Genomic DNA, 20,633 nt, shown 5'->3' with positions numbered 1-20,633 from the left:
TCCAGTACTTCCATGCCCTGCCTCTCCCCTCGCCGTTTCATCAAGAACAGATACCACTTGCCAAGAGATCGGCTCATATTTTGCTATTATCAGCTGTGCTATTCTTGCCCCATCCTGCACCATAAAGGGTTGAAAAGATAAGTTAATAAGCAATATTTTTATTTCCCCTCTATAATCTGCGTCAATCGTCCCAGGGCTATTTAAAACAGCCACACCAAACTTTAATGCCAATCCACTACGTGACCGTACTTGAGCCTCATACCCCTTTGGTAAAGCAATCGAAAGCCCTGTATCAATCAATACCCTGTGCCAGGGATCCAACACAATAGGCTCATCTGTAAAGGCACGTAAATCCATGCCACTAGCCCCTACTGTAGCATGAGTAGGTAATGGATGGTGTGATCGATTAATAATGGGAATTTGCATACAATAATAAAATATAAATAAATGGCTAATGTTACGTGTTACGTATGGTACAAATATGCAGCCGCTTTATAGGCATGGTAATGTTTTATATATGCATTGACTCAAAATAACGGGCAAAAGTAAGCAACTTTTCTTCCTCAAAATAGCTGCCAATAATTTGGATACCAATTGGTAAATTCTTTTGATCTACCCCATTTGGTAAGGAAATAGCAGGTAAGCCGGCTACTGAGGCTAATACCGTATAAAGATCACTGCCATACATAGACAAAGGACTATGGGTAAAGCTATTAACCCGAAAAGCAGTAGCAGTTGTCGTAGGTAATATAATAAAATCATAACTGCTCAAAATCTCCTGCAAGGCCTTTTTAATCAGATTACGCACTTTCATCGCTTTTATATAGTGTGTTTCGCATTGAGAAGCACTGAGCACAAAAGCTCCTAGCATAATCCGCTTTTTTACCTCCCTAGCAAAACCTTCTGTCCTTGTCTTCGTATATACCTCTTCCAATGTTGTAGCATGGCTACTTCTATAGCCATAACGAATGCCATCAAAACGCGCAAAATTGGTACTTGCTTCAGCATTTGCAAGCATGTAATAAGTAGGCAAGGCATATTTGAGTAATGCAAAATCAACACTATCTACTTGATGCCCCTTTTTCTTTAAAAGCTCCAAGCTACTAATGGTATGGGATCTTATTTCCAGCTGTAAATCATCATTAGTTAATGTTTCTGCTAAGTAAGCTATTTTATAGCGTTCCGACTTATGCAATGTCCTACCATCATAAGGGACTTTTTGGGACGGTACTGTATCATCAAAGTCATCAGGACCAGCTATTACCTCTAGCACACTTGCGCAATCTTCTACGGTATGGGCTAAAATACCAACTGTATCGAAAGAAGAAGCATAGGCCACTATGCCATGTCTAGAAATGCTACCATAAGAGGGTTTAAATCCCACAAGTCCACAAAATGCAGCTGGTTGCCTAACGGATCCCCCTGTATCAGTTCCAATGGCAATATGGCACATTTTTGCTTTTACAGCTGCTGCTGAGCCACCAGAGGATCCACCAGCCACTCTTGTTTTGTCTAAGGGATTCAGTACCGTACCAAAATAAGCGTTTTCTGAAGAAGAACCCATACCAAATTCATCACAATTCTGATGGCCAATAATCAACGCATCAGCTGATAAGAGCCGTTCGGTAACCGTAGCATGAAATGGAGAGATATAATTGGTTAAAATTTTGCTACCGGCCTGTAATGGATGATCCTTGTAGCAAATCATATCCTTTAACCCAATAACCATTCCTGCTAAGGCTCCTCCCTTAGCTTGTTGTATTTTTTGATTTATAGCATAAGATTTTGTTAGTATTTCTTGCGCATACACATTCACAAAAGCATTCAGATCCTTTTGTTCTTGCACATGCTGCAATAACTTGGTAACTACTTCTGTAACCGTAACTTTTTGTGATGCTAGTAAGGGGCGTAACACATTAAAGGAATAATAATCGTGCAGAATAGCCATACGTAAAATAGAGGTTACGGTTTATAGAGGTTACGGTTTTTGGAAAGCCATCTCTTCTTTCAGACCTTTGTAAGCTGAGAGCTCCATCTCTACTGCACCTAGCATGAGATTAACTTTTAGTTTTAGCGGAATTTTGTTGGCATCATTTGAAATAAATATTTCTACCGGACGATTTCCAGTAAATATACTATCTTCAACAGGAATCAAAGGTGCAAAAACCATCGCTTCGATTTTACCTAGTTTAGTGGTAATCACCTTCTTTCCAAGAAATAAGATAACTATATTTTCATAAATCTTTTTTTCATATAAACCACTTATCACAAACGTATCCCCTGGCTTTAAATGGGTAGTATCAATAGAACGCATTGAATAATAAGCACTTACAAGATCTTTAATATTGTGGTTAGGAATAGGAAAGTAGGTTACCTCCTGTTGCATATTATTGGTGCTTTCAGCTATTTCTACTCTGGCCTGATTTGTTTTATAGTCAAAATCAGTTTGATTTTTTTTTGTATAATTATGTTCCTGAATATGTTCAATAAATTTATGAGGACGCAAAAGATCCACATCTAAATAAGATTCCCAGGTATTGTCTACTTTAATATTTAGCAACTCCAACCCACTAGCGGAAACACCTTTTATTTGAATTTTATAGCACGCATGTCCGTTTATCTCATGCAACTGTTCGTCTACCCCCATAGTGGCTGTGCCTGCAGACAAATAACCGTAAGAAACTTGATATTCTAGCCACTCTCCCTGACGAAAAGGAGGCACAGTTACCTGAGCATCTGCATTACTTATCAAAAAACCCATAAGCAAATAAAGTGGGCAAAATAACTTCTTTAATACGTATTGTATATGTATAAACGCCATGAGGATATAACAATAAAATTAAGTAAATAAATTATAAATTGGGTGAAGTGTATGATACACAAGATTACGGTAAAAGGAGTAATAAACCAAATCTATCCTAAATAAACGGGCATTCCATCATGCCATATGTAGTTTTTACGAAAAGTAAATCATAGCAATGGGAAAGCACTTTTTATTTCTTTTTTATTTGATTTAAAAAATAATCTAAAAACCAAGCAGCTTAAATAAAGCTATTGCCTACTGCCTACTGAAAAGTTCAATACTTCCTTTTCTAATCACAGGTGGGCTTAAGGTGCATTTTGATCTTTTTTTGCTAAAAAACACAGTTGTATGATACGATACAGTTGTATGATACGATTGTATGCTATACTTCCATGGCCAAGGCTGTAAACAGCAACATAGACATTTGGGAAATATGAAATAGGAAAAAAAGATAGAAAAAGCTATCTTAGCTTGGGTTTTAAATACCAAAAAATTGGTATCCACTCAGATGTGTGGTGAAAAAGATCTGCTGTTTTCAGGTCTAAATGCTTGCAAACATGGTTTATTGGTTTGTGTAGCTTTTTTATAAGGGCACGTTGTTTTAATGCATTATATATTATAAAATGAATATAAAAGTAAAAAAATGTTTTTTAAACAGTTGTTTATCAGTATTATCCTTAATAGTTATTGGTGGAAATTGCAAAAACAAACGCAATATTCAAGCAGAGGAGAAGGGATTCCATACGGCACCTGATTACAGGCACCCGCACTACACGCCAGAAGCATTTAAAGAAATGCTGGTACCAAAATCACCTAAGGCCATTACCAGTTTTAGAAAAAAACTAGAAACTAGACAAGCTAAATGGCTTGCAAATGGATCAGTAAAAGAACCATATGAAATTTGGAGCGCCTATAGGTCAGAAGTACTACAAAAACTAGAAGCACAAGGATTAGAGGCCCTAACAAATTATTATAATAGTTGGGGTAGCCTGATCAAGGAGCCCACAGAAGCAAATGAAGAGCAGATGATAGAGGCAGCTAAAAAACTACGAGCGGATATACAGGCGCAACAGGCATTAGAAAAATTTGCTAGGGATACATACAATAGCCTAGAAAATACTAGGCTTACTGAACCTATATTGTCTTATTTCGATTATTTCTACTTTATCCTTTCTAAATCAGAATACAAATTACATCATACCATTAAAAAAATACATTTTAATTTAAAGGAATGGAAAAAAGATAAGCGCCCATCTGGCTTACAGCTATGGAGCAGTATTAAAAAGGCCCATGCAAAACGCATTAAAGCTTCTCCTACTTTGCAGTATAAAGAAAACCTATCGAGTATTGAAGAAAGTTTAAAACGCGTTGACCAGTTGGCAGATAACCCCTATAGCCTAACCTGTAAAGATATGCAAGAAACTTTACCAAATGGGCTCAAAAAGTTAGATACGTTTTTAAACGACGAAATACAAGAAGTAAAAGACAAAGACGATATAAAATCGCTAAATACCTATCGTAAGCTTATCGATATAAGCTAACTGATATTAACGCAATATATCTATTAGCCTAGCGTTTTTTCTAAACTGATTTTAAAACCTAAAACAACTCAATTACGCTCTTCCACACCTTTTACTTGATTAAAAAAAAATCAAGCACCCTACGCTCAGATGGCCATGGAGCAGATATATGATGTATTACGAAAATATTGGGGATATAACTCTTTTCGACCCCTACAGGAAGAAATTATTACCAGCATCCTGCAGAGTAAGGATGTATTGGTTTTCTTACCTACTGGTAGTGGTAAATCGATTTGTTTTCAACTACCGGCTTTATGTAGGCAAGGTTTGACCCTAGTGGTTACGCCACTTATTGCGCTTATGAAGGAGCAGGTAACACAACTTTCCAAAAGAGGCATCTATGCAGAAGCAATTTTCTCAGGCATGTCTAGCTTGGAAATAGAACGAAAATTGGATAATTGTGCGTATGGTCCTGTTAAACTGCTTTATGTCTCACCAGAACGATTGCAGACCGATCTTTTTAAGCTTCGGGCCGCTGAGATGAATATTATAACGCTGGTGGTAGATGAGGCCCATTGTATTTCTCAATGGGGATATGATTTTAGACCTCCGTATTTAGAAATCGCTCTTTTTAAGCAAAAAATTCCAAAAGCCAATACCATTGCTTTTACTGCTACTGCCACTAAAAAAGTTAAGATGGATATTCAAAAGCGTTTACAACTCAAAAATCCGCTAATTTTTACCCAAACTTTTCATAGGCCTAATTTGGTTTACTGGGTACGCAAAGCAGACCATAAAGAAGCACAGCTACTCAAAGCACTACAACACGCTTCTGGTTCAGCTATTATCTATATGAATACACGTAAAAGAACAGAAACCATTGCTGCTTTTTTAAATAAAAATGGTATTACAGCTGAATTTTATCATGCTGGTTTAACGATAGCTGATAGAACCATGAAACAAGAAGCCTGGAGTCAAAATAAGGTGCGGATTATGGTAGCCACAGCAGCCTTTGGTATGGGCATTGATAAGGCAGACGTTTCATTAGTAGTACACTTAGATCTACCTTGCTCGTTAGAAGCCTATTGCCAAGAGACAGGACGAGCTGGCCGAAATAATAGCCCGGCATATGCTATCCTTTGGTATGATTTACAAGATATTGCACTTTTACAACAGAGATGGAAAGAAAGTTATCCTACGATTGAACAAGTAAGAAACATTTATCAACATTTGGTTAATTACTATACAATAGCGGTAGGTTCCCACGCTTTTGTGACCTATGATTTTGACCTAGAAGATTTTAAAAAAAAAACAGGATCCTATACAAAAGAAACCTATTATGGATTAAAAGTACTAGAATCAGAAGGGTTGATCCAGCTCAATGAAGCCTATTACCAGCCATCTAAGATTTATTTTCTTCTGTCTAGAAAAGAACTGTATGCATTTCAAATGCTACATCCCTCCTATGATCTATTAATTAAAGGACTGTTAAGGCTCTATGGAGGTACACTTTTTACCCCATATGGTATTATAGATGAAAAGAAAATAGCCCAACTCATCCAATATATGGAAGCAAAAGTACATGAACAATTACATGCATTACATCGATTAAAAATAATTGAATATATGCATAAAAAAACAAATCCACAGATTACTTTTTTAACACCACGTTATCTTACTGCTGAACTACCGCTTCGTATTGATAAAATTGAAGAAAAAAACAAAAATGCTTACCAGCAAATAGCAGCCGTTATACAATACATTACCAATGACCGGCGTTGTCGATTGGCTACTTTATTGGATTATTTTGATGAAGATGAATTCATTTGCAATAAATGTGATATTTGTAAACGAAAGTCTCCTCAAATGGTGTCCATGCACGGGTGTGGTACAACTGCTGATGTATCCGTTCACTCAATGGCGTCAACTTAAGGTTTAGCTGTTATTGATAACCAAGTAGAATAGGAGGGTAGGCTAATCATGAATTGCCTTAAGTTGACGCCATTGACCGTTCACTTGCGTGGTAGCCGTATTTTATAGATTATAACAATTAAAGCTACTTTTTTTGCTTGATCAAAAAAAGTAGCCAAAAAAAATCAAGCGCTGGTGAAAAAACTGCTGAAAAGAAAGGAAAAAAACCGAAAATCAAATCTCGCTCCTACGGAGCTCAGACAAAGTGATTTTCTTTTATTTTTTCCTTTCTTTTCTTTCCACAGTTTTTTTAAGGCGCCTTTTTTATAAACTTACATTATTGCGCTATTTTTAAATAGGCATAGGCCATTCCACTGAACGGATACATTTTCTATAAACTTACATTATTGCGCTATTTCTAAATACGAACGTGAACAAATACACATAGGTCAAACGATTGAACGGATACGGCTTAGAGGGTGGGTGTTTGGCCTATTTGCATATGAAGTATTTCCTCTAATAGATCGCATATCACTGCGTAAGAGGGGGCCTCTACTAAACTTAATCGATAGTTTTTTATGAACTGAATCCCTCTGAAATAATTTGTATAGTGGCGTCTCATTTCTAGTATGCCCAGACGTTCCCCTTTCCACTGTATGGCGTGGACTAAATGTTTTTTTACGGTTTCAATACGTTCTTGTAGGGTAGGGGGGGGTAGTAATGTACCGGTTGCATAGTAGTGTTTGATTTCTCTAAAAATCCAAGGATAGCCAATGCTGGCCCGGCCAATCATAATGCCATCTACTCCATATCTCTTTTTATAGGTTACAGCTTTAGCAGGGTTATCAATATCACCATTTCCAAAAATAGGAATATGAATACTGGGGTGTGCTTTTACTTGGGCAATATAGCTCCAGTCTGCTTCTCCTTTATACATTTGTTGCCGGGTTCTTCCATGAATGGTTACTGCTTGTACGCCTACATCTTGAAGCCGTTGCACTACTTCTAAAATTTTAATGGATGCATGATCCCATCCTAGCCGTGTTTTAACGGTAACTGGAATAGACACTTGCTTGACAATTTCTGCAGCCATAGCCTGCATTTTAGGCAGATCTAAAAGAATACCAGCACCCGCTCCTTTGCAAGCTACCTGTTTAACAGGACAGCCATAGTTAATATCCAATAAAGTAGGTTGTGTATTTTCTACTATGACAGCCGCTGCTTGCATAGTTTCTATGGCTTCTCCAAAGATTTGTATGCCAATAGGCCGTTCGTGATTATATATTTCTAGTTTTTTTACACTTTTAGTAGCATTTCTAATGAGACCTTCGGAGGAAATAAACTCCGTATACATGAGATCAGCTCCCTGTTCTTTGCATATAGCACGAAAAGGAGGGTCACTGACATCTTCCATAGGTGCCAATAAAAGTGGAAAATTGCTCAATAGGTAATTCCCAATTTTTAACATAATCAAGGTACATACTTATTGCTATCGTATATATGCATTTTTATGCATTTTGATGGCCTACGCGTTCCCATAATTCTCCTCTATATGCATCCCAGTCTGTAATAAGCTTTTTAGCCACATCAGAAGCAATGGCTGCTTGCGCAACTGCTATAGAAACGACAGATAGTAAACGCGAATCCATTGGTTTGGGTAGTAGATATTCTTTTCCAAAGCTGCTGTTGCTACCATAATATTTACGAATCATAACGGGTGTTTCTTCATGTGCAAGCGTTTGAATAGCTTGTACAGCAGCCTGTTGCATAGCAGTGGTGATGGCAGAAGCCTGTACATCTAAAGCGCCCCTAAAAATATAAGGAAAAGCAAGTAAATTATTTACTTGGTTAGGGTAATCTCCTCGGCCCGTAGCAAAGATAACGTCTGCTCTAGCAGACATAACCGCTTCGTAAGAAATTTCTGGTACCGGATTCGCTAAACCAAAAACAATAGGGTCTTTAGCCATTTTTGCTACACTTTCTGCCATTAATACATCTCCGGAAGAAAGCCCTATAAAAACATCTGCTCCAGTCACCGCATCATGCAGGGTATGTACGGAACGATCTGTAGCGAAGGGGGCTTTAATAGGGTCAAGCTTCTCTCTATCTTTACGGATTACCCCTTGTCTATCACACATAACGATATGATCGGGTTTCGCTCCCAAAACCATTAAAAGCTTTGCGGTAGCTATGGCTCCTGCTCCAGCTCCACTAAAAACGATCTGTACTTTCGAAATATCTTTATTTGCAACTAATAAAGCGTTCAGTAAAGCTGCACTGGCTACAATAGCCGTGGCATGTTGGTCATCATGCATAACAGGTATCTGCAACTGTGCCATTAACGCTTCTTCAATTTGGAAACACTCAGGTGCTTTAATATCCTCTAGGTTAAGTGCACCAAAAGTAGGCGCAATGGCTTTGATAATTTGTATGACATCTTCCGGAGTAGTAACATCTATTTCAATATCAAAGGCGTCTATTCCAGCGAAACGTTTTAAAATCATTGCTTTTGCTTCCATAACAGGTTTAGCGGCCAATGGGCCAATATTACCATAGCCTAATACAGCGGTACCATTTGAAATAACAGCTACCAGGTTACCTTTTCCAGTATATTGATAAACCTTATCATTAGATGCTACAATCTCTTGGCAAACCGTACCTACACCAGGCGTATACGCTAGTATGATATCACGAGGGGTATGTAATGATTTGGTTATACAGCTACCTATTTTTCCAGCAGGAAATTGCGCATGATATGCTAAAATTTCTTCATGGGTAACGATTGTTTTGGACATATTGTATAGAAGATGATTGTTATTATAGTGCTTGGTATTATTTAGTTACGCCTATGTTACGCTATTAGTATAATCTGTTTTAGACGTTTGCTGTAACGGCTTTGAAAGTTACCATTTTCAAACATGTATTCCAAAAGTGTTTTCTTTATAATAGTATTATTCAGTAGCTTTTTATTGGAAGGCTCCTTTCGTTGTTTTATATTAGCTGCCATTCAGGATTAGCAAAATATTAGAGCTTTTTAAACAATCCGAGGCCGTTGCAATAGGAAGTGAACAAATACATTAAAAACATTTCTACCACGCAAGTAAACGGATACTTATTTTGAGGGTTCTCCCTGCAATATCTGTTCCATAGCCTCTCTCCAAGCATCTATTTTTTGCATAAGCATATCGGCCTGAGATATATCCTGTTTTTTTATTTTAAAGTTCTCTACTAGGCAATCAAATGCCACCATAGCCAATAAATCTTGTTGATCTTGAATACGAAGCTTTTTTTGATAATTTCTAATGCGCTCCTCTAGCATTTTATTTGCTTGTCTTACAAAGGTCTCATCTTCTGGCTGAACCTTTACAGGATACATGCGATCAATGATTTTAATTTTTATAGAAAGCGCTTCCATGATTTTATGCTTGTTCAAAATAGGCTAAACAAATATCTATTTCTTTGATATACGTATTGATTTGACGTACTAATTCATCATTTTTATCTGATTTAAATGGTTTTTTTAAATTTTTATCAACCTGAGTGGATACATTAAGATGGGTTTTTGATATGCGCAATAGCTCTTTTAAATCCCTATTCTCCTGTTCCAATTGCAAGGTTTTTTTTTGGTAACGCGCATGGCTCTGCAGAAGCTCTATAAATATCTTTTCAAAACGTTCTATTGTGGGACCATTCGCTCCCTGAGCGCCTTGCTTATCTTCTGATGATGGCATTTAAATCACGTTCAAAAGTTTGCATGAGCTGATGCATGATTTGATCAATACGGGTATCATCCAATGTTTTTTCTTTATCCTGTAAAGTAAAACGAATGGCATAAGACTTTTTGTCTGCTGGCAAATGTATGCCTTCGTATACGTCAAAAAGTTTTACCGCTTGGATATTTTTATGACCTTTTTTTAAAACTAAGTCTTTTATGTTTTCGAATAAAACGGTCTTGTTTACTACCAAAGCCAGATCTCTTTTGACAGCAGGGAATTTAGAAATAGGTAGATATAACCGGTGCAATCTGTTGATTTCTAATATTTTATTCCATTGAATATCTGCAAAAAAAACAGGTTGCGCTATAGAAAAATAATTTAGGATAGAGGGCTTTACCTGCCCCAGAGTCATTACCTCTACGCCTTGGTGTGTAACTTGAGCAGCCTGTTTATAGTATGGATGTGTTATTTCCCCATAGGAAAGATCTATTATTCCCAACTTTTGGGTTAATTGTTCTATAGTCATCCTTAACTGTTGTAACGTTACAGGGCCCAATTGCTGTACCCAATTAGGCTCTTCTATTTGGCCTGTAAGCCAAATAGCTAATCTTTTTTCTTCTTTATATTCGCTATCAACTTGGCTATAGACTTTTCCAAACTCAAAAAATTTTAAATCACATTGACGACGTGCAAAGTTATAGGCAATTACTTCCAATCCACTAAAAAGCAGCGTATGACGTAATACATTTGTGGATGTGCTAAGCGGGTTAAGAATCGAAATTTCTTTTTCTTGGCCCCACATAGCTACATCGTAGGTCTTGCTTAGAGAATTGGTCCATATTTCATAATAGCTGTTAGCTGCTAACATTTTACTAATTTCTTGTTCAATCTTATAGGCTTGGTCTATCTTGTTCTTAGGCGCTAAGTAAGCGGTAGTTAAATTACCTGTAATGGACAGGGCATCATATCCATAAATACGAGCAATTTCCTCAATAAAATCAATTTCCCGGGTTACGTCTACCCTATAAGGCGGTACCTTAGCCCTAAATCCTTCGTGCGTTTCATCTTCAATATCAATTTCTAAATCAGTTGTAATTTGCTTAATAAGGGTTGGACTCATTACCGTACCCAAGCATCGTGTAATTTTTGCATAGGTAATGGGAATGGTAAAATGTGCTAATTTAGTGGGGTAAAGATCTATTACCTCAGAGATTTCTGCAGCGGGCATAAGTTGTTGTAACCATACAGCTGCTCTTTTTAATGCATACAGTACCATATTAGGATCTGTGCCGCGTTCAAACCGAAAAGCAGCAGCAGTGCTAAGGTTATGCTGTCTGGCCGTAGTCCCTATAGCGGTTGGATTAAAATAGGCACTTTCTATAAAAATATTTTGGGTAGTATGGGTAATGCTTGTTCTTATGCCTCCGAGGACCCCTGCTATTGCTATGGGGCCTGCTACATCACAAATCATTAGCTCATCACCAGTCAGTGTTCTTTCTACACCATCCAAGCCCATAAACCGTTCCCCAGGAGACCATTGTTTAACCATAATCTCCTTACCCAAAAGGGTATCATAATCAAAAGCATGCAGCGGTTGACCTAATGCATAGAGTATAAAATTGGTTACATCTACTACATTATTAATAGCTTTTACGCCAATACTTGCTAATCTAGTACAAAGCCACGTAGGAGATGGTTGAACGGTCACATTTTTAAGCAATAGTCCACAGTAACGTGGACATAAAATGCTATCTACCGAGCTTATTTTTAATGGTAAAGAGCAGGGAACCGTGCTAAAAGCATCCACAGTAGGTAAAGTAATAGGAAGATGCAAAATGGCTTTAAGATCCCTGGCCACCCCTAGGTGTGAACAGGCGTCTGCTCTATTGGGTGTAATATCGATATCCAAAATTTCATCCAATACATCTTTAAAATAGACTTTAGCAGCGGTTCCAGCAGGTAATGTAGTAGCTAATGCCAAAATACCCTCATCTGCTGGACCTAATCCAATCTCTTTTTCTGAACAGATCATTCCTTCAGACAACTCCCCTCTTATTTTTACTTTTTTAATTTGAAAAGGAATTTGAGCTATATAATTGTAAATAATAGTGCCTACTGGTGCTACTATTACTTTTAGTCCAACCTGTATATTCGGGGCTCCACAAATAATAGAAAGAGGTTTAGCTGATCCAACATCCACTAAGGTTTTTTGTAGCCTATCTGCATTGGGATGTGGGGTACAGGAGATTACTTGACCTATTATAAGTCCTTCTAAGCCGCCTTTAATCGTAGGATGTATTTGGGTAACTTCTAACCCGCGTTGCGTTAAGAGCGTTGCTAATTCCAAGGTATTCACAGGTAAATCGATATAAGATTTCAGCCAGTTTAGTGATATTTTCATAATTCATCTCTATGGTATCAAATAGGATTCATAAGGTTTATTTCTTAAACGATTCCATTCTCGAATAAATAAGCCGGTTATTAAGGAATTATCTGTAATCATTATTTCTTGTAAATTACATGTTTGCATGATCAATTTAACCAAGGTAGCTGACAAGGGCACAAGTCTTAAGAAAGCAGGCTCAATGCAAATCTTGTTCTCCAAAATGCCAACGGGTGTGGTCAGTATAATATGATAAATTTTAAGGAATTGCTCTATAGATATGTTTTTTATGGTATCATTTGCTTTAGGGGTTGTACAAGGGTAATGCAACTTATATAACATTAATAATGTACGGAAAGCGCCCGAGCTTCCAATAAGCTTACGAGGCTTATATAGATTTGCTGCAGCAAAAAATGACCCTAAAACAGTGTGGTAATACTTTTCTAAGTCAGCAACCTGAGCAGTTGTAATGGGATCATTATAAGAAAATAGTGAGGCAACCCGACGTATACCAAGTTCAAAACTCTTTTCCCATAATTGTTGTTCATGGTTAAATATAATACACTCGACGCTTCCGCCTCCTATATCAATAATGACATCATTCCCATTTTGTTTTGTTAACGTAAGGGAAGCACTAATGCCAAGATAAATTAGATTTGCCTCTTCTACACCTGAAATAATTTCCACTTCAATATCAGTTGCCACTCGGATATCCGAAATGATTTCAGTTGCATTGGGTGCTTCACGTAAGAGGCTTGTAGCCTTAGCAACGATATATTTAACACCGATTATATCTATTTTTTGTTTAATCCTTACTAAAATATCTACAATATTTTTTTTGTCTACTAGGGATATAGCAGCTTGCCACAGCGGTTGTTTACTCATAGTACCTATAAATTTTTCTTCGTACAACACCCTATATTCTGCTTGGCCAATGATGCCTACTAAAACTTTTATAACATTAGTACCTAAATCAATGACAGCTAATTTTTCCATAACATTAAAATTAAAAGGATGTTTTATTACGCATGCTATAGATACTGCTAAAGGGTAATCTTTTTTTCTAAAAAAGATATACTCCACTTGAGATATGGTATTATTTCAAAATTGATTTGCCTATTTACCACTTGGCCATAGCCAGGAATAATATAGTTTGATTTCAGATTATCAACAGTTGGGGTGCAATACAAAAGACGAGATATTCCAAATTGCATGCCTCCATAGAGTCCACTATGCGGAATGAGTGTAAGCTCAGAACCCAAAATGAATTTTGACCAGTGTGCAATGCGGGGATTAGACATAGAGGTAGTACCACCACTAGGAGGCGTAAGGTTAAAGCGGCACTGTCCATAAGCAATTCCCATATAAGCATTTGTAAAACGATTATTATTGGGATGTACAACATATAAAAAGGCACCTGACCCATATTTTCCTTTTGATAAATACAATTTATTATTATGGACGGTATTAGGCTGATAATTTCCTTGTCCTATCTCAATAGATAATTGTATATCGCCACGAAAATGGAGATCAATGCCCCCTTCATAGGTCTGATGAGCCTTTGTATATAATCCACGTATCAGCCCAAACCAATTTAATTTTATGCCAATATGCTGTAGAAACGGAATATAATTAGGTAGGAGTATCGGTTTGGGGACAAAAAAGAGTTGCAAAAATTCCAGCGCGTTTTTATGGGCAGATGTAACCAATGGTAATGTCTTATTCTCTACTTCGGGCTCCTCTTGCTTTACTTCTGTATCTCTTTCTGTATCGCTAGGTATTACTTCTTTACCTGTAGCAACTACTTCTTTATTTCCCATAAGCTTGTTTAGCGCTTCAGGTAAAGCAGGAGATGGTGCAATCTCTTGAACCTTAGTAAGGTTATACGCTTCCTTAACGGAATCACCATTTATATGATTTGCCGAAACCATAGCAGAACTAAAAAATGTATGCGCAACAGTGACCAGTAAAGTTTTTATTTTTTTGTGCATACCGTCTATTTCAAAGTATCAATAATTAAATGTAAAATGCCATTTTATGCTAAAGCATGGCCATCACCCATCTTTCTTTTTCATGTAGATCTTTATGTAAAGTTATTTGCTTAAAACTTGCACGATCTAGCAAATCTACAATATTTTTGCCTAATGCTTCGTTGATTTCTAAACAGAGTATACCATTTGGCCCCAAACGATGGAACGCTAGCTGGATAATGCGTTTATAAAACAGAAACGGATCAGCATCATCCACAAATAAAGCCAAATGTGGTTCGTAGTGTAGTACATTTGGATGCATAAGGCTTTTTTCCTGCATTCGAATATAGGGAGGATTGCTAACAATTAACGACAAATTGCCGGGAGGCAACTGTTCCGTTAATATATCCATGGCTATAAAATGCACTTCTACCCCTAATTGTTTTGCATTATAGGAAGCAACGGCTAATGCTTTCTTGCTTATATCCACTGCTTCTACTACCGCTTGCGGAAATTGTTGCTTAAGCGTAATAGCAATACAACCACTACCTGTTCCTATGTCTAGGATAGAAACTGGATTAGATACATAGTGCATTAAAAAGGTTACCCATTCCTCTGTTTCTGGCCGTGGAATAAGCACATCAGGCGTTACCTTAAAAAGGTTGCCAGCAAAATAGGCTTCTCCAATGATATATTGAAGTGGTTCATGTTTTTTCAATCTATTTATGGCATCCAGAAGTTTTTTTTGCATAGCTGGAACAATTTTTAGTAAGGGGTTAAGTATAAAATCTGCCGACTCCACTTGAAAATAATAACACAATAGTTGTTTACTAATGGCACAACATTCCGATCGATTTTGTATAGCAAACGCTAATTCTTTACACAATAGGTTCGATAGTTCCAGAATAGCTATTTCAACTGTAGAAGTAGCTATATTAGAAAATGGATACATAAGATAGTCATAATTTCTCTTACTGAAGTGGTTAAATGCTCAACGCTTACATTACCTAACGTTTGTTTTAGATAGTATGTTATAGTACTACACACCGAGACCGTTGCAATAGAAAATTGCAGCGATTGGCTAATATTTAAGGTATTACATTAAAAATGCTTCCAGCAAGATAATGTAATGATACTGTTGATTGAAGCGACGATTGAAGCGGGTTCTATTTTTCATCCGTTTTTTGCGTGTACGCAAAAAACGGATGAAAAAATCGATTAAAAAGTTAGAAACCTTTGCAAGTTAACTTATAATTATTATATTAAATTGAGTCATTTATTGCAGCAATATACGTAAAAAAATTTAAAATATTAAAATAAAATAATAAATAAAATAATAATGAGAAAAATACGAACATGGGTTGCGTGTATTAGCTTTATCAAATATTTATTAGCTTTATCAAAAATCATAGTTAGTTAAGTTAGTTAGTTATAGTTAGTTAGACAGTCAAATTTCTAAAGCTTACTTTAGACGCTTGAATTTTCCTATTTTAAATATTTCCAAATGTCTATTACCCTTAATACACCAATAAATATAGGATCGCACAGTAATAAAGCGTCTATGCCAGTGGCACTTTCAACTTCTAAAACAGCCATTCTCATAGCCCTAACTACGCTGACCCAACCATTAGCACAAACAGAAGAATACGTTGCAGAACTAGCTTTTTTGGCACGCACTTGGGGATTGGAGATTGTAAAAACTTTTATACAACGATTGGACCACCCACATAGTGCTACCTTTGTAGGAAAAGGAAAAATAGAAGAAATAGCTGACTGTATAAAGACAGAAAACATTGGTTACGCTATTTTTGATGATGAACTTTCTCCTCCACAGGTACGTAACTTAGAAAAATTATTATCATGCCAGATATTGGATAGAAGTTTATTGATTCTCAATATATTTTCTATGCGGGCACAAACCAAACAGGCAAAAACCCAGGTAGAACTAGCAAAGTATCAGTATGTATTACCAAGACTTACCAGAATGTGGACGCATCTTTCAAGCCAAAAAGGTGGAAGTGCAGGTATGCGTGGTCCTGGTGAAAAAGAATTGGAAACAGATAAAAGAGTCATTCAAAATAAAATTACCATTCTACGTAAAAAGCTGGCAGCCATTGAGAAACAGTGTGCTACCAGGCGTAAGGCTCGCATTAATTTAGTTCGGATTTCTTTGGTAGGTTATACCAATGTGGGGAAATCTACCTTGATGAAACTGCTATCCAAAACCAATATTTTAGCTGACAATAAGCTATTTGCTACAGTAGATGCTACTGTACGTAAAGTGTTTTTGAACAATAATGCTGTTTTATTAACTGATACAGTAGGATTTATCCGTAAATTACCCCATACATTAATAGAATGTTTTAAATCTACGCTAACAGAAATTAAAGAAGCAGATGTACTTTTGCATATTATAGATGCATCACATCCTAGTTTTCAGGAGCATATAAAAATAGTTGACCAGACATTGACAGAAATAGGCGCAGAAAATGTGCCCAGAATTTTAGTTTTCAATAAGATTGACGCTATAGAGCCAACTATAAAAACAGTAGAAACAAGCCAAGAAGGCATAACAACAAAAATCCAAGAAGTGGATACCCTTAAGGAAGTAATCTTAAAAAAAGGACACTATAGTAATGCTATTGATGAGCACAATACTGTATTTATCTCTGCTAAGCAGCAGTTGCATATAGATCTTTTAAAAGAAATCATTATAAAAGAAATAGAACCTATTCAGGCAAGAAGATATATAAAAACTGGTTATTAAGCCTACTTCATCAACAGCATAAAATAGGTATTTGCTCACTTGCGTGGTAGCCATATTTTATAGATTATTGATGATTTTATCCATTTTATTTAAAACTACTTCTTTTTATTTAAAACTACTTCTTTTAAAGCTACTTTTTTTGCTTGATCAAAAAAAGTAGCCAAAAAAAATCAAGCGCTGGTGAACAAAGCTGTTGAAAATTCCAGTCTGCAAGCTGAAAATCAGAACTCGCCCAGGCCTACAGCCTAGGGCTCAAACAGGCTGATTTTCTAATACCTTGCAGCCTTTCTTTTCTAGTCACAGCTTTGTTCAAAGCGCGTTTTTTATAAACTTACATTATTGCGTATTTCTAAATACGAACGTGAAAAAATACGCATAAACCACACCACTGAACAGATACCCCCAGTACGCTGAATCTCGAAGCGGAACAGGGGTCCCCGCCAGATGATATATCTGGTGGGGTAAAGCGTAGCCAGCTTTTCAAAGACGAAGAGTAGGCTCAAACAGGCTGATTTTCTACTAAGCTCTCAGACTGAAATTTTCTAATCACAGCTTTGTTCAAGGCGCATTTTTTATGATCTTGTATTATTGTACTTATTGCTAGGTACGAACGAGAACAAATAACACATAGGCCACATGACTGAACGGATACACAGAAATAGCATGCATAATTATATGTGTAATTATAATAATAGCATTGCATTTGCTTCAGCAGTGTGCAAAAAAATCTATCACCTATGCTTTATGCTTACCTCTATCTTGCATTTGGCTAGGTTATTCTTACAATTTTGATTGACACTGACTACGACTGTGTATATTTTCGTTATGTATGGTTAATTACGAAAGTATTTGTCCCTTACATAATGAAATAACAAATACATCATAACGCACATATATAGTGCTATGGCAATAGCAAAGCCAGTTTTAAATGATATCATAGATAAACAGTGGGTATAAAAATTAAATGTATAGATAAACAGCTGGTTTTAGATATTAAACTTACAAATTTTTGTATAATAATCCAATTTGTATGCCTCCTTTACTTTAAAAAAAATAATTGTAGGCTTAAATCTTGCGCTTACTCTAGTTTTGGATTAGATTTGTGGTATAGCATGCAATAGCATATTTTAAACCATTATAATTTAAAGCATCTAAATTTGAAAAAACCATGATCTTTGTAGAAGTAAAGGAAGGCGAAACTTTTGATAGGGCGCTTAAAAGATTTAAAAAGAAAGTAGAACGTGTACGTGTACTCAGAGAGGCTAGGGAGCGTATGTATTATACTAAACCGGCCAATAGAAGAAAAGCAGAAAAATTAAAGGCGATTTATAAATATAGCATCCTTAACAGAGAAAGGGTATAAAAAGGAATGGGTCAAACCGCTCATCTGCGTGATGTATGCATGATAATAAAAATTTTATATCTCTATTTGAGGATTATTTAACAGTAGAAAGGAGGGTAAGTTCGCATACGGTTATCTCTTATAGAACGGATGTAAGGCAGTTTATGCATTATTTATCTAATCAAGCAGTTCCAAAAAAATTTACAGAAGCAACCACACTAGATATACGTGGATGGATTATGTTTTTAGCTAAAGAGGGGCTTAACCATCGTTCTATTAATAGAAAAATAGCTACTATACGTACCTTTTATGCTTTTTTACAAAAAAGAGCGCTTATCGTAATTAGTCCCACTCAGCCATTGAGAAGTTTAAAATGGAAAAAAAGCTTGCCTATTTTTTTTCAAAAAAGAGAATGGTTGTCTTTTTTAGACCAACATACATTTGGTACTACCTTTGCTGGCTTACGTGATCAGTTAATATTGGAGCTGTTATATGGAACAGGTATGCGTTTGGCTGAGCTTTTAGCCCTTTGTGCATCAGACATAAACTTGACAGATGGCACACTTAAAGTGGTAGGCAAACGCAATAAAGAGCGTATTATCCCTTTTCCACGACCATTAAAGCAGTTGATAGAAACATATGTATTAAAAAAAGAACAAATGGGTTACTCCCTTACCGAGAATTTAGTTGTAACAGACCAGGGGAAACCCTGTTATCCCATGTTTATCTATCGAGTAGTCAAAAAATATTTACTTCCAACTATTCGGGCCAGCCAGCACAGTCCTCATATATTGCGGCATACCTTTGCTACACATTTGCTTGATAATGGGTCTGATTTACAAGCTATTAAAGAGCTACTGGGCCATTCAAGTTTAGCTGCCACTCAAATATATACCCATACCTCTTTGACGAAATTAAAAGAGGTCTTTAAAAAAGCCCATCCCAGGGCAGAAGAAGATGTTGATGCTTACACTTTTTAGTAAAAATTATGTATTTTTTACATTCCTTAAGAGAAGCCTATGAAAGTATTAGTACCCATAAAGCAAAATCCCTTTCTATGGGGTTCGGTGTGTTGTGGGCTATTTTTATGCTTGTATTGCTATTGGCTACGGGTAATGGATTTCACAACGGTATTTCCCAGTCTTTTGCACAGTTTGGAGAAAAAACGATGTTGATTTACACAACAGGGTATGCTGGAATAGACCTTCCAACGTCCATGGTTTCGAATTTAGATCAGCGATTGGAAGGCATCCAACAAGCTACCCCTATCTTGTGTCATAATCACGTTGTAACCTATAAAGACAAAAAAAGTGAAAGATACACTTCGATTATAGGGCTCGAGCCTGGCTATGCGGTATTGGCACATTTGTCCATACAAGAAGGACGTTTCTTTACGGCGCATGATGAGGCAGAAGCAAGCGATATTTGTATAATAGGTTTAAAGCTAAAAGAACAACTCTTTGGGAAAGAAAAGGCTATTGGCAAATATATTCTGTTAGGCAGTAAGGGATTGCAAGTAGTAGGTGTGTTAGATCAGACTAATGACCTTGTGCTTAGTAGAAATTCGGATCTATTGGTTACCAATAGCTTTTTTAAGAAGATATTTCCTAGGGAGAGTCGTTATGTATGGTTGATTCGGCTTACCTTAAGACCAACTGCGAATATAGAACTAACAGAAGCGCAATGCCGTTCTTATTTTTCGCGCCATTTAAACTTTGATATCAACGATAAAAAATCGCTTTTTATATGTAGTGTAGCCCGCCATGCCAATGAATGGCATAATTTTTTTAAAAATGTAGCTACTTTTAACTGGATTATAGGTGTCTGTTTCTTACTAACAGGTATAGTAGGTATTAGTAATATGATGCTGGTAACCATTTATGAAAGAATAGAAGAGATTGCGATTCGAAGGGTATTGGGTGCACGTACAGTAGAAATTGGAACTATGATTTTATGGGAAATAGCGCTTGTAACCTTTATAGCGGGTATAATAGGTTTTGCAGCAGGTTTTGTCCTACTGCAATTGCTTAATAATGCAGTAGTGCCACTAATTAAGTCATATTATTTATCGAAGTTAACATGTCCTTCTGAGTTTATTATGGGCGGGTTAGGATTTATATTTCTAGCAAGCTGTTTAGCTAGTATTGTTCCCATTATAAGGGCTGTAAAAATAAAACCGGTGCAGGCATTGGGTGGAAAATAATAGGAAGGAGACGTTTTC

General features: G+C 36.5%; 16 protein-coding genes and 1 pseudogene. 6 read left to right on the top strand and 11 right to left on the bottom strand.

The window, feature by feature from the left end; genetic code table 11:
- From dut to EDM02_RS04230, 3 genes and pseudogenes are all read right to left on the bottom strand, one after another.
- A pseudogene (gene dut, locus EDM02_RS04240) lies at positions 1–426 on the bottom strand (dUTP diphosphatase); the annotation flags it as partial.
- Positions 427–511: 85 nt separating this feature from the next.
- Complete coding sequence (gene gatA, locus EDM02_RS04235; RefSeq protein WP_260215053.1) at positions 512–1,948, bottom strand: Asp-tRNA(Asn)/Glu-tRNA(Gln) amidotransferase subunit GatA; 1,437 nt, start codon at positions 1,946–1,948, stop codon at positions 512–514.
- 30 nt (positions 1,949–1,978) lie between these two features.
- Positions 1,979–2,761 (bottom strand): DUF3108 domain-containing protein, encoded by a 783-nt coding sequence (locus EDM02_RS04230; protein WP_184891143.1) that lies wholly within the window; start codon positions 2,759–2,761, stop codon positions 1,979–1,981.
- 665 nt (positions 2,762–3,426) lie between these two features.
- On the opposite strand from EDM02_RS04230, the gene EDM02_RS04225 reads away from it, so the two are divergent.
- Together EDM02_RS04225 and EDM02_RS04220 are read left to right on the top strand one after the other, a co-directional pair.
- On the top strand, positions 3,427–4,344 hold the full coding sequence (locus EDM02_RS04225) for a hypothetical protein (protein ID WP_123663352.1): 918 nt from the start codon (positions 3,427–3,429) through the stop codon (positions 4,342–4,344).
- A gap of 135 nt (positions 4,345–4,479) precedes the next feature.
- The gene (locus EDM02_RS04220; protein ID WP_123663350.1) at positions 4,480–6,255 is read left to right on the top strand and encodes a RecQ family ATP-dependent DNA helicase; all 1,776 of its coding nucleotides are present in this window, start codon (positions 4,480–4,482) and stop codon (positions 6,253–6,255) included.
- A gap of 451 nt (positions 6,256–6,706) precedes the next feature.
- Here the strand turns inward: EDM02_RS04220 and dusB are convergent, their stop codons facing one another.
- The 8 genes from dusB to prmC form a co-directional block, all read right to left on the bottom strand.
- Positions 6,707–7,702 (bottom strand): tRNA dihydrouridine synthase DusB, encoded by a 996-nt coding sequence (gene dusB / locus EDM02_RS04215; protein ID WP_123663348.1) that lies wholly within the window; start codon positions 7,700–7,702, stop codon positions 6,707–6,709.
- Positions 7,703–7,742: 40 nt separating this feature from the next.
- Positions 7,743–9,029 carry a malic enzyme-like NAD(P)-binding protein gene (locus EDM02_RS04210; protein ID WP_123663346.1) on the bottom strand — a complete coding sequence of 429 codons (1,287 nt, stop codon included), beginning with the start codon at positions 9,027–9,029 and terminating at the stop codon, positions 7,743–7,745.
- Positions 9,030–9,346: 317 nt separating this feature from the next.
- Positions 9,347–9,667, bottom strand: coding sequence for a cell division protein ZapA (locus EDM02_RS04205; protein ID WP_260215052.1), 321 nt, complete (start codon positions 9,665–9,667; stop codon positions 9,347–9,349).
- Complete coding sequence (locus EDM02_RS04200) at positions 9,654–9,965, bottom strand: hypothetical protein (protein ID WP_123663344.1); 312 nt, start codon at positions 9,963–9,965, stop codon at positions 9,654–9,656. Before EDM02_RS04200 ends, EDM02_RS04205 begins: the two co-directional genes overlap by 14 nt.
- Entirely contained in the window at positions 9,946–12,351 is a 2,406-nt protein-coding gene (gene pheT, locus EDM02_RS04195) for a phenylalanine--tRNA ligase subunit beta (RefSeq protein WP_123663341.1), read from the bottom strand. The genes EDM02_RS04200 and pheT overlap by 20 nt, the downstream gene beginning before the upstream one ends.
- Before the next feature lie 9 nt (positions 12,352–12,360).
- Complete coding sequence (locus tag EDM02_RS04190) at positions 12,361–13,329, bottom strand: Ppx/GppA phosphatase family protein (protein WP_123663339.1); 969 nt, start codon at positions 13,327–13,329, stop codon at positions 12,361–12,363.
- Between the two features lie 47 nt (positions 13,330–13,376).
- The gene (locus EDM02_RS04185; RefSeq protein WP_123663337.1) at positions 13,377–14,324 is read right to left on the bottom strand and encodes a hypothetical protein; all 948 of its coding nucleotides are present in this window, start codon (positions 14,322–14,324) and stop codon (positions 13,377–13,379) included.
- Between the two features lie 49 nt (positions 14,325–14,373).
- The gene (prmC, locus tag EDM02_RS04180; protein WP_123663335.1) at positions 14,374–15,255 is read right to left on the bottom strand and encodes a peptide chain release factor N(5)-glutamine methyltransferase; all 882 of its coding nucleotides are present in this window, start codon (positions 15,253–15,255) and stop codon (positions 14,374–14,376) included.
- Between the two features lie 609 nt (positions 15,256–15,864).
- Here prmC and hflX point away from each other — a divergent pair.
- The 4 genes from hflX to EDM02_RS04160 all read left to right on the top strand — a co-directional run bounded on the left by hflX (position 15,865) and on the right by EDM02_RS04160 (position 20,615).
- Positions 15,865–17,070: a GTPase HflX gene (hflX, locus tag EDM02_RS04175; RefSeq protein ID WP_123663333.1), complete on the top strand. Its 1,206-nt coding sequence runs from the start codon at positions 15,865–15,867 to the stop codon at positions 17,068–17,070.
- A 1,168-nt stretch (positions 17,071–18,238) separates the two neighbouring features.
- Entirely contained in the window at positions 18,239–18,433 is a 195-nt protein-coding gene (gene rpsU, locus EDM02_RS04170; RefSeq protein ID WP_123663331.1) for a 30S ribosomal protein S21, read from the top strand.
- Positions 18,434–18,468: 35 nt separating this feature from the next.
- Positions 18,469–19,392 (top strand): tyrosine-type recombinase/integrase, encoded by a 924-nt coding sequence (locus EDM02_RS04165; RefSeq protein ID WP_123663329.1) that lies wholly within the window; start codon positions 18,469–18,471, stop codon positions 19,390–19,392.
- Between the two features lie 8 nt (positions 19,393–19,400).
- Positions 19,401–20,615 (top strand): ABC transporter permease, encoded by a 1,215-nt coding sequence (locus tag EDM02_RS04160; protein WP_123663327.1) that lies wholly within the window; start codon positions 19,401–19,403, stop codon positions 20,613–20,615.
- Positions 20,616–20,633 lie beyond the last annotated feature (18 nt).

It is taken from the genome of Candidatus Cardinium hertigii, from assembly GCF_003788695.1.
This window is presented reverse-complemented; position numbering and strand designations above follow the sequence as displayed.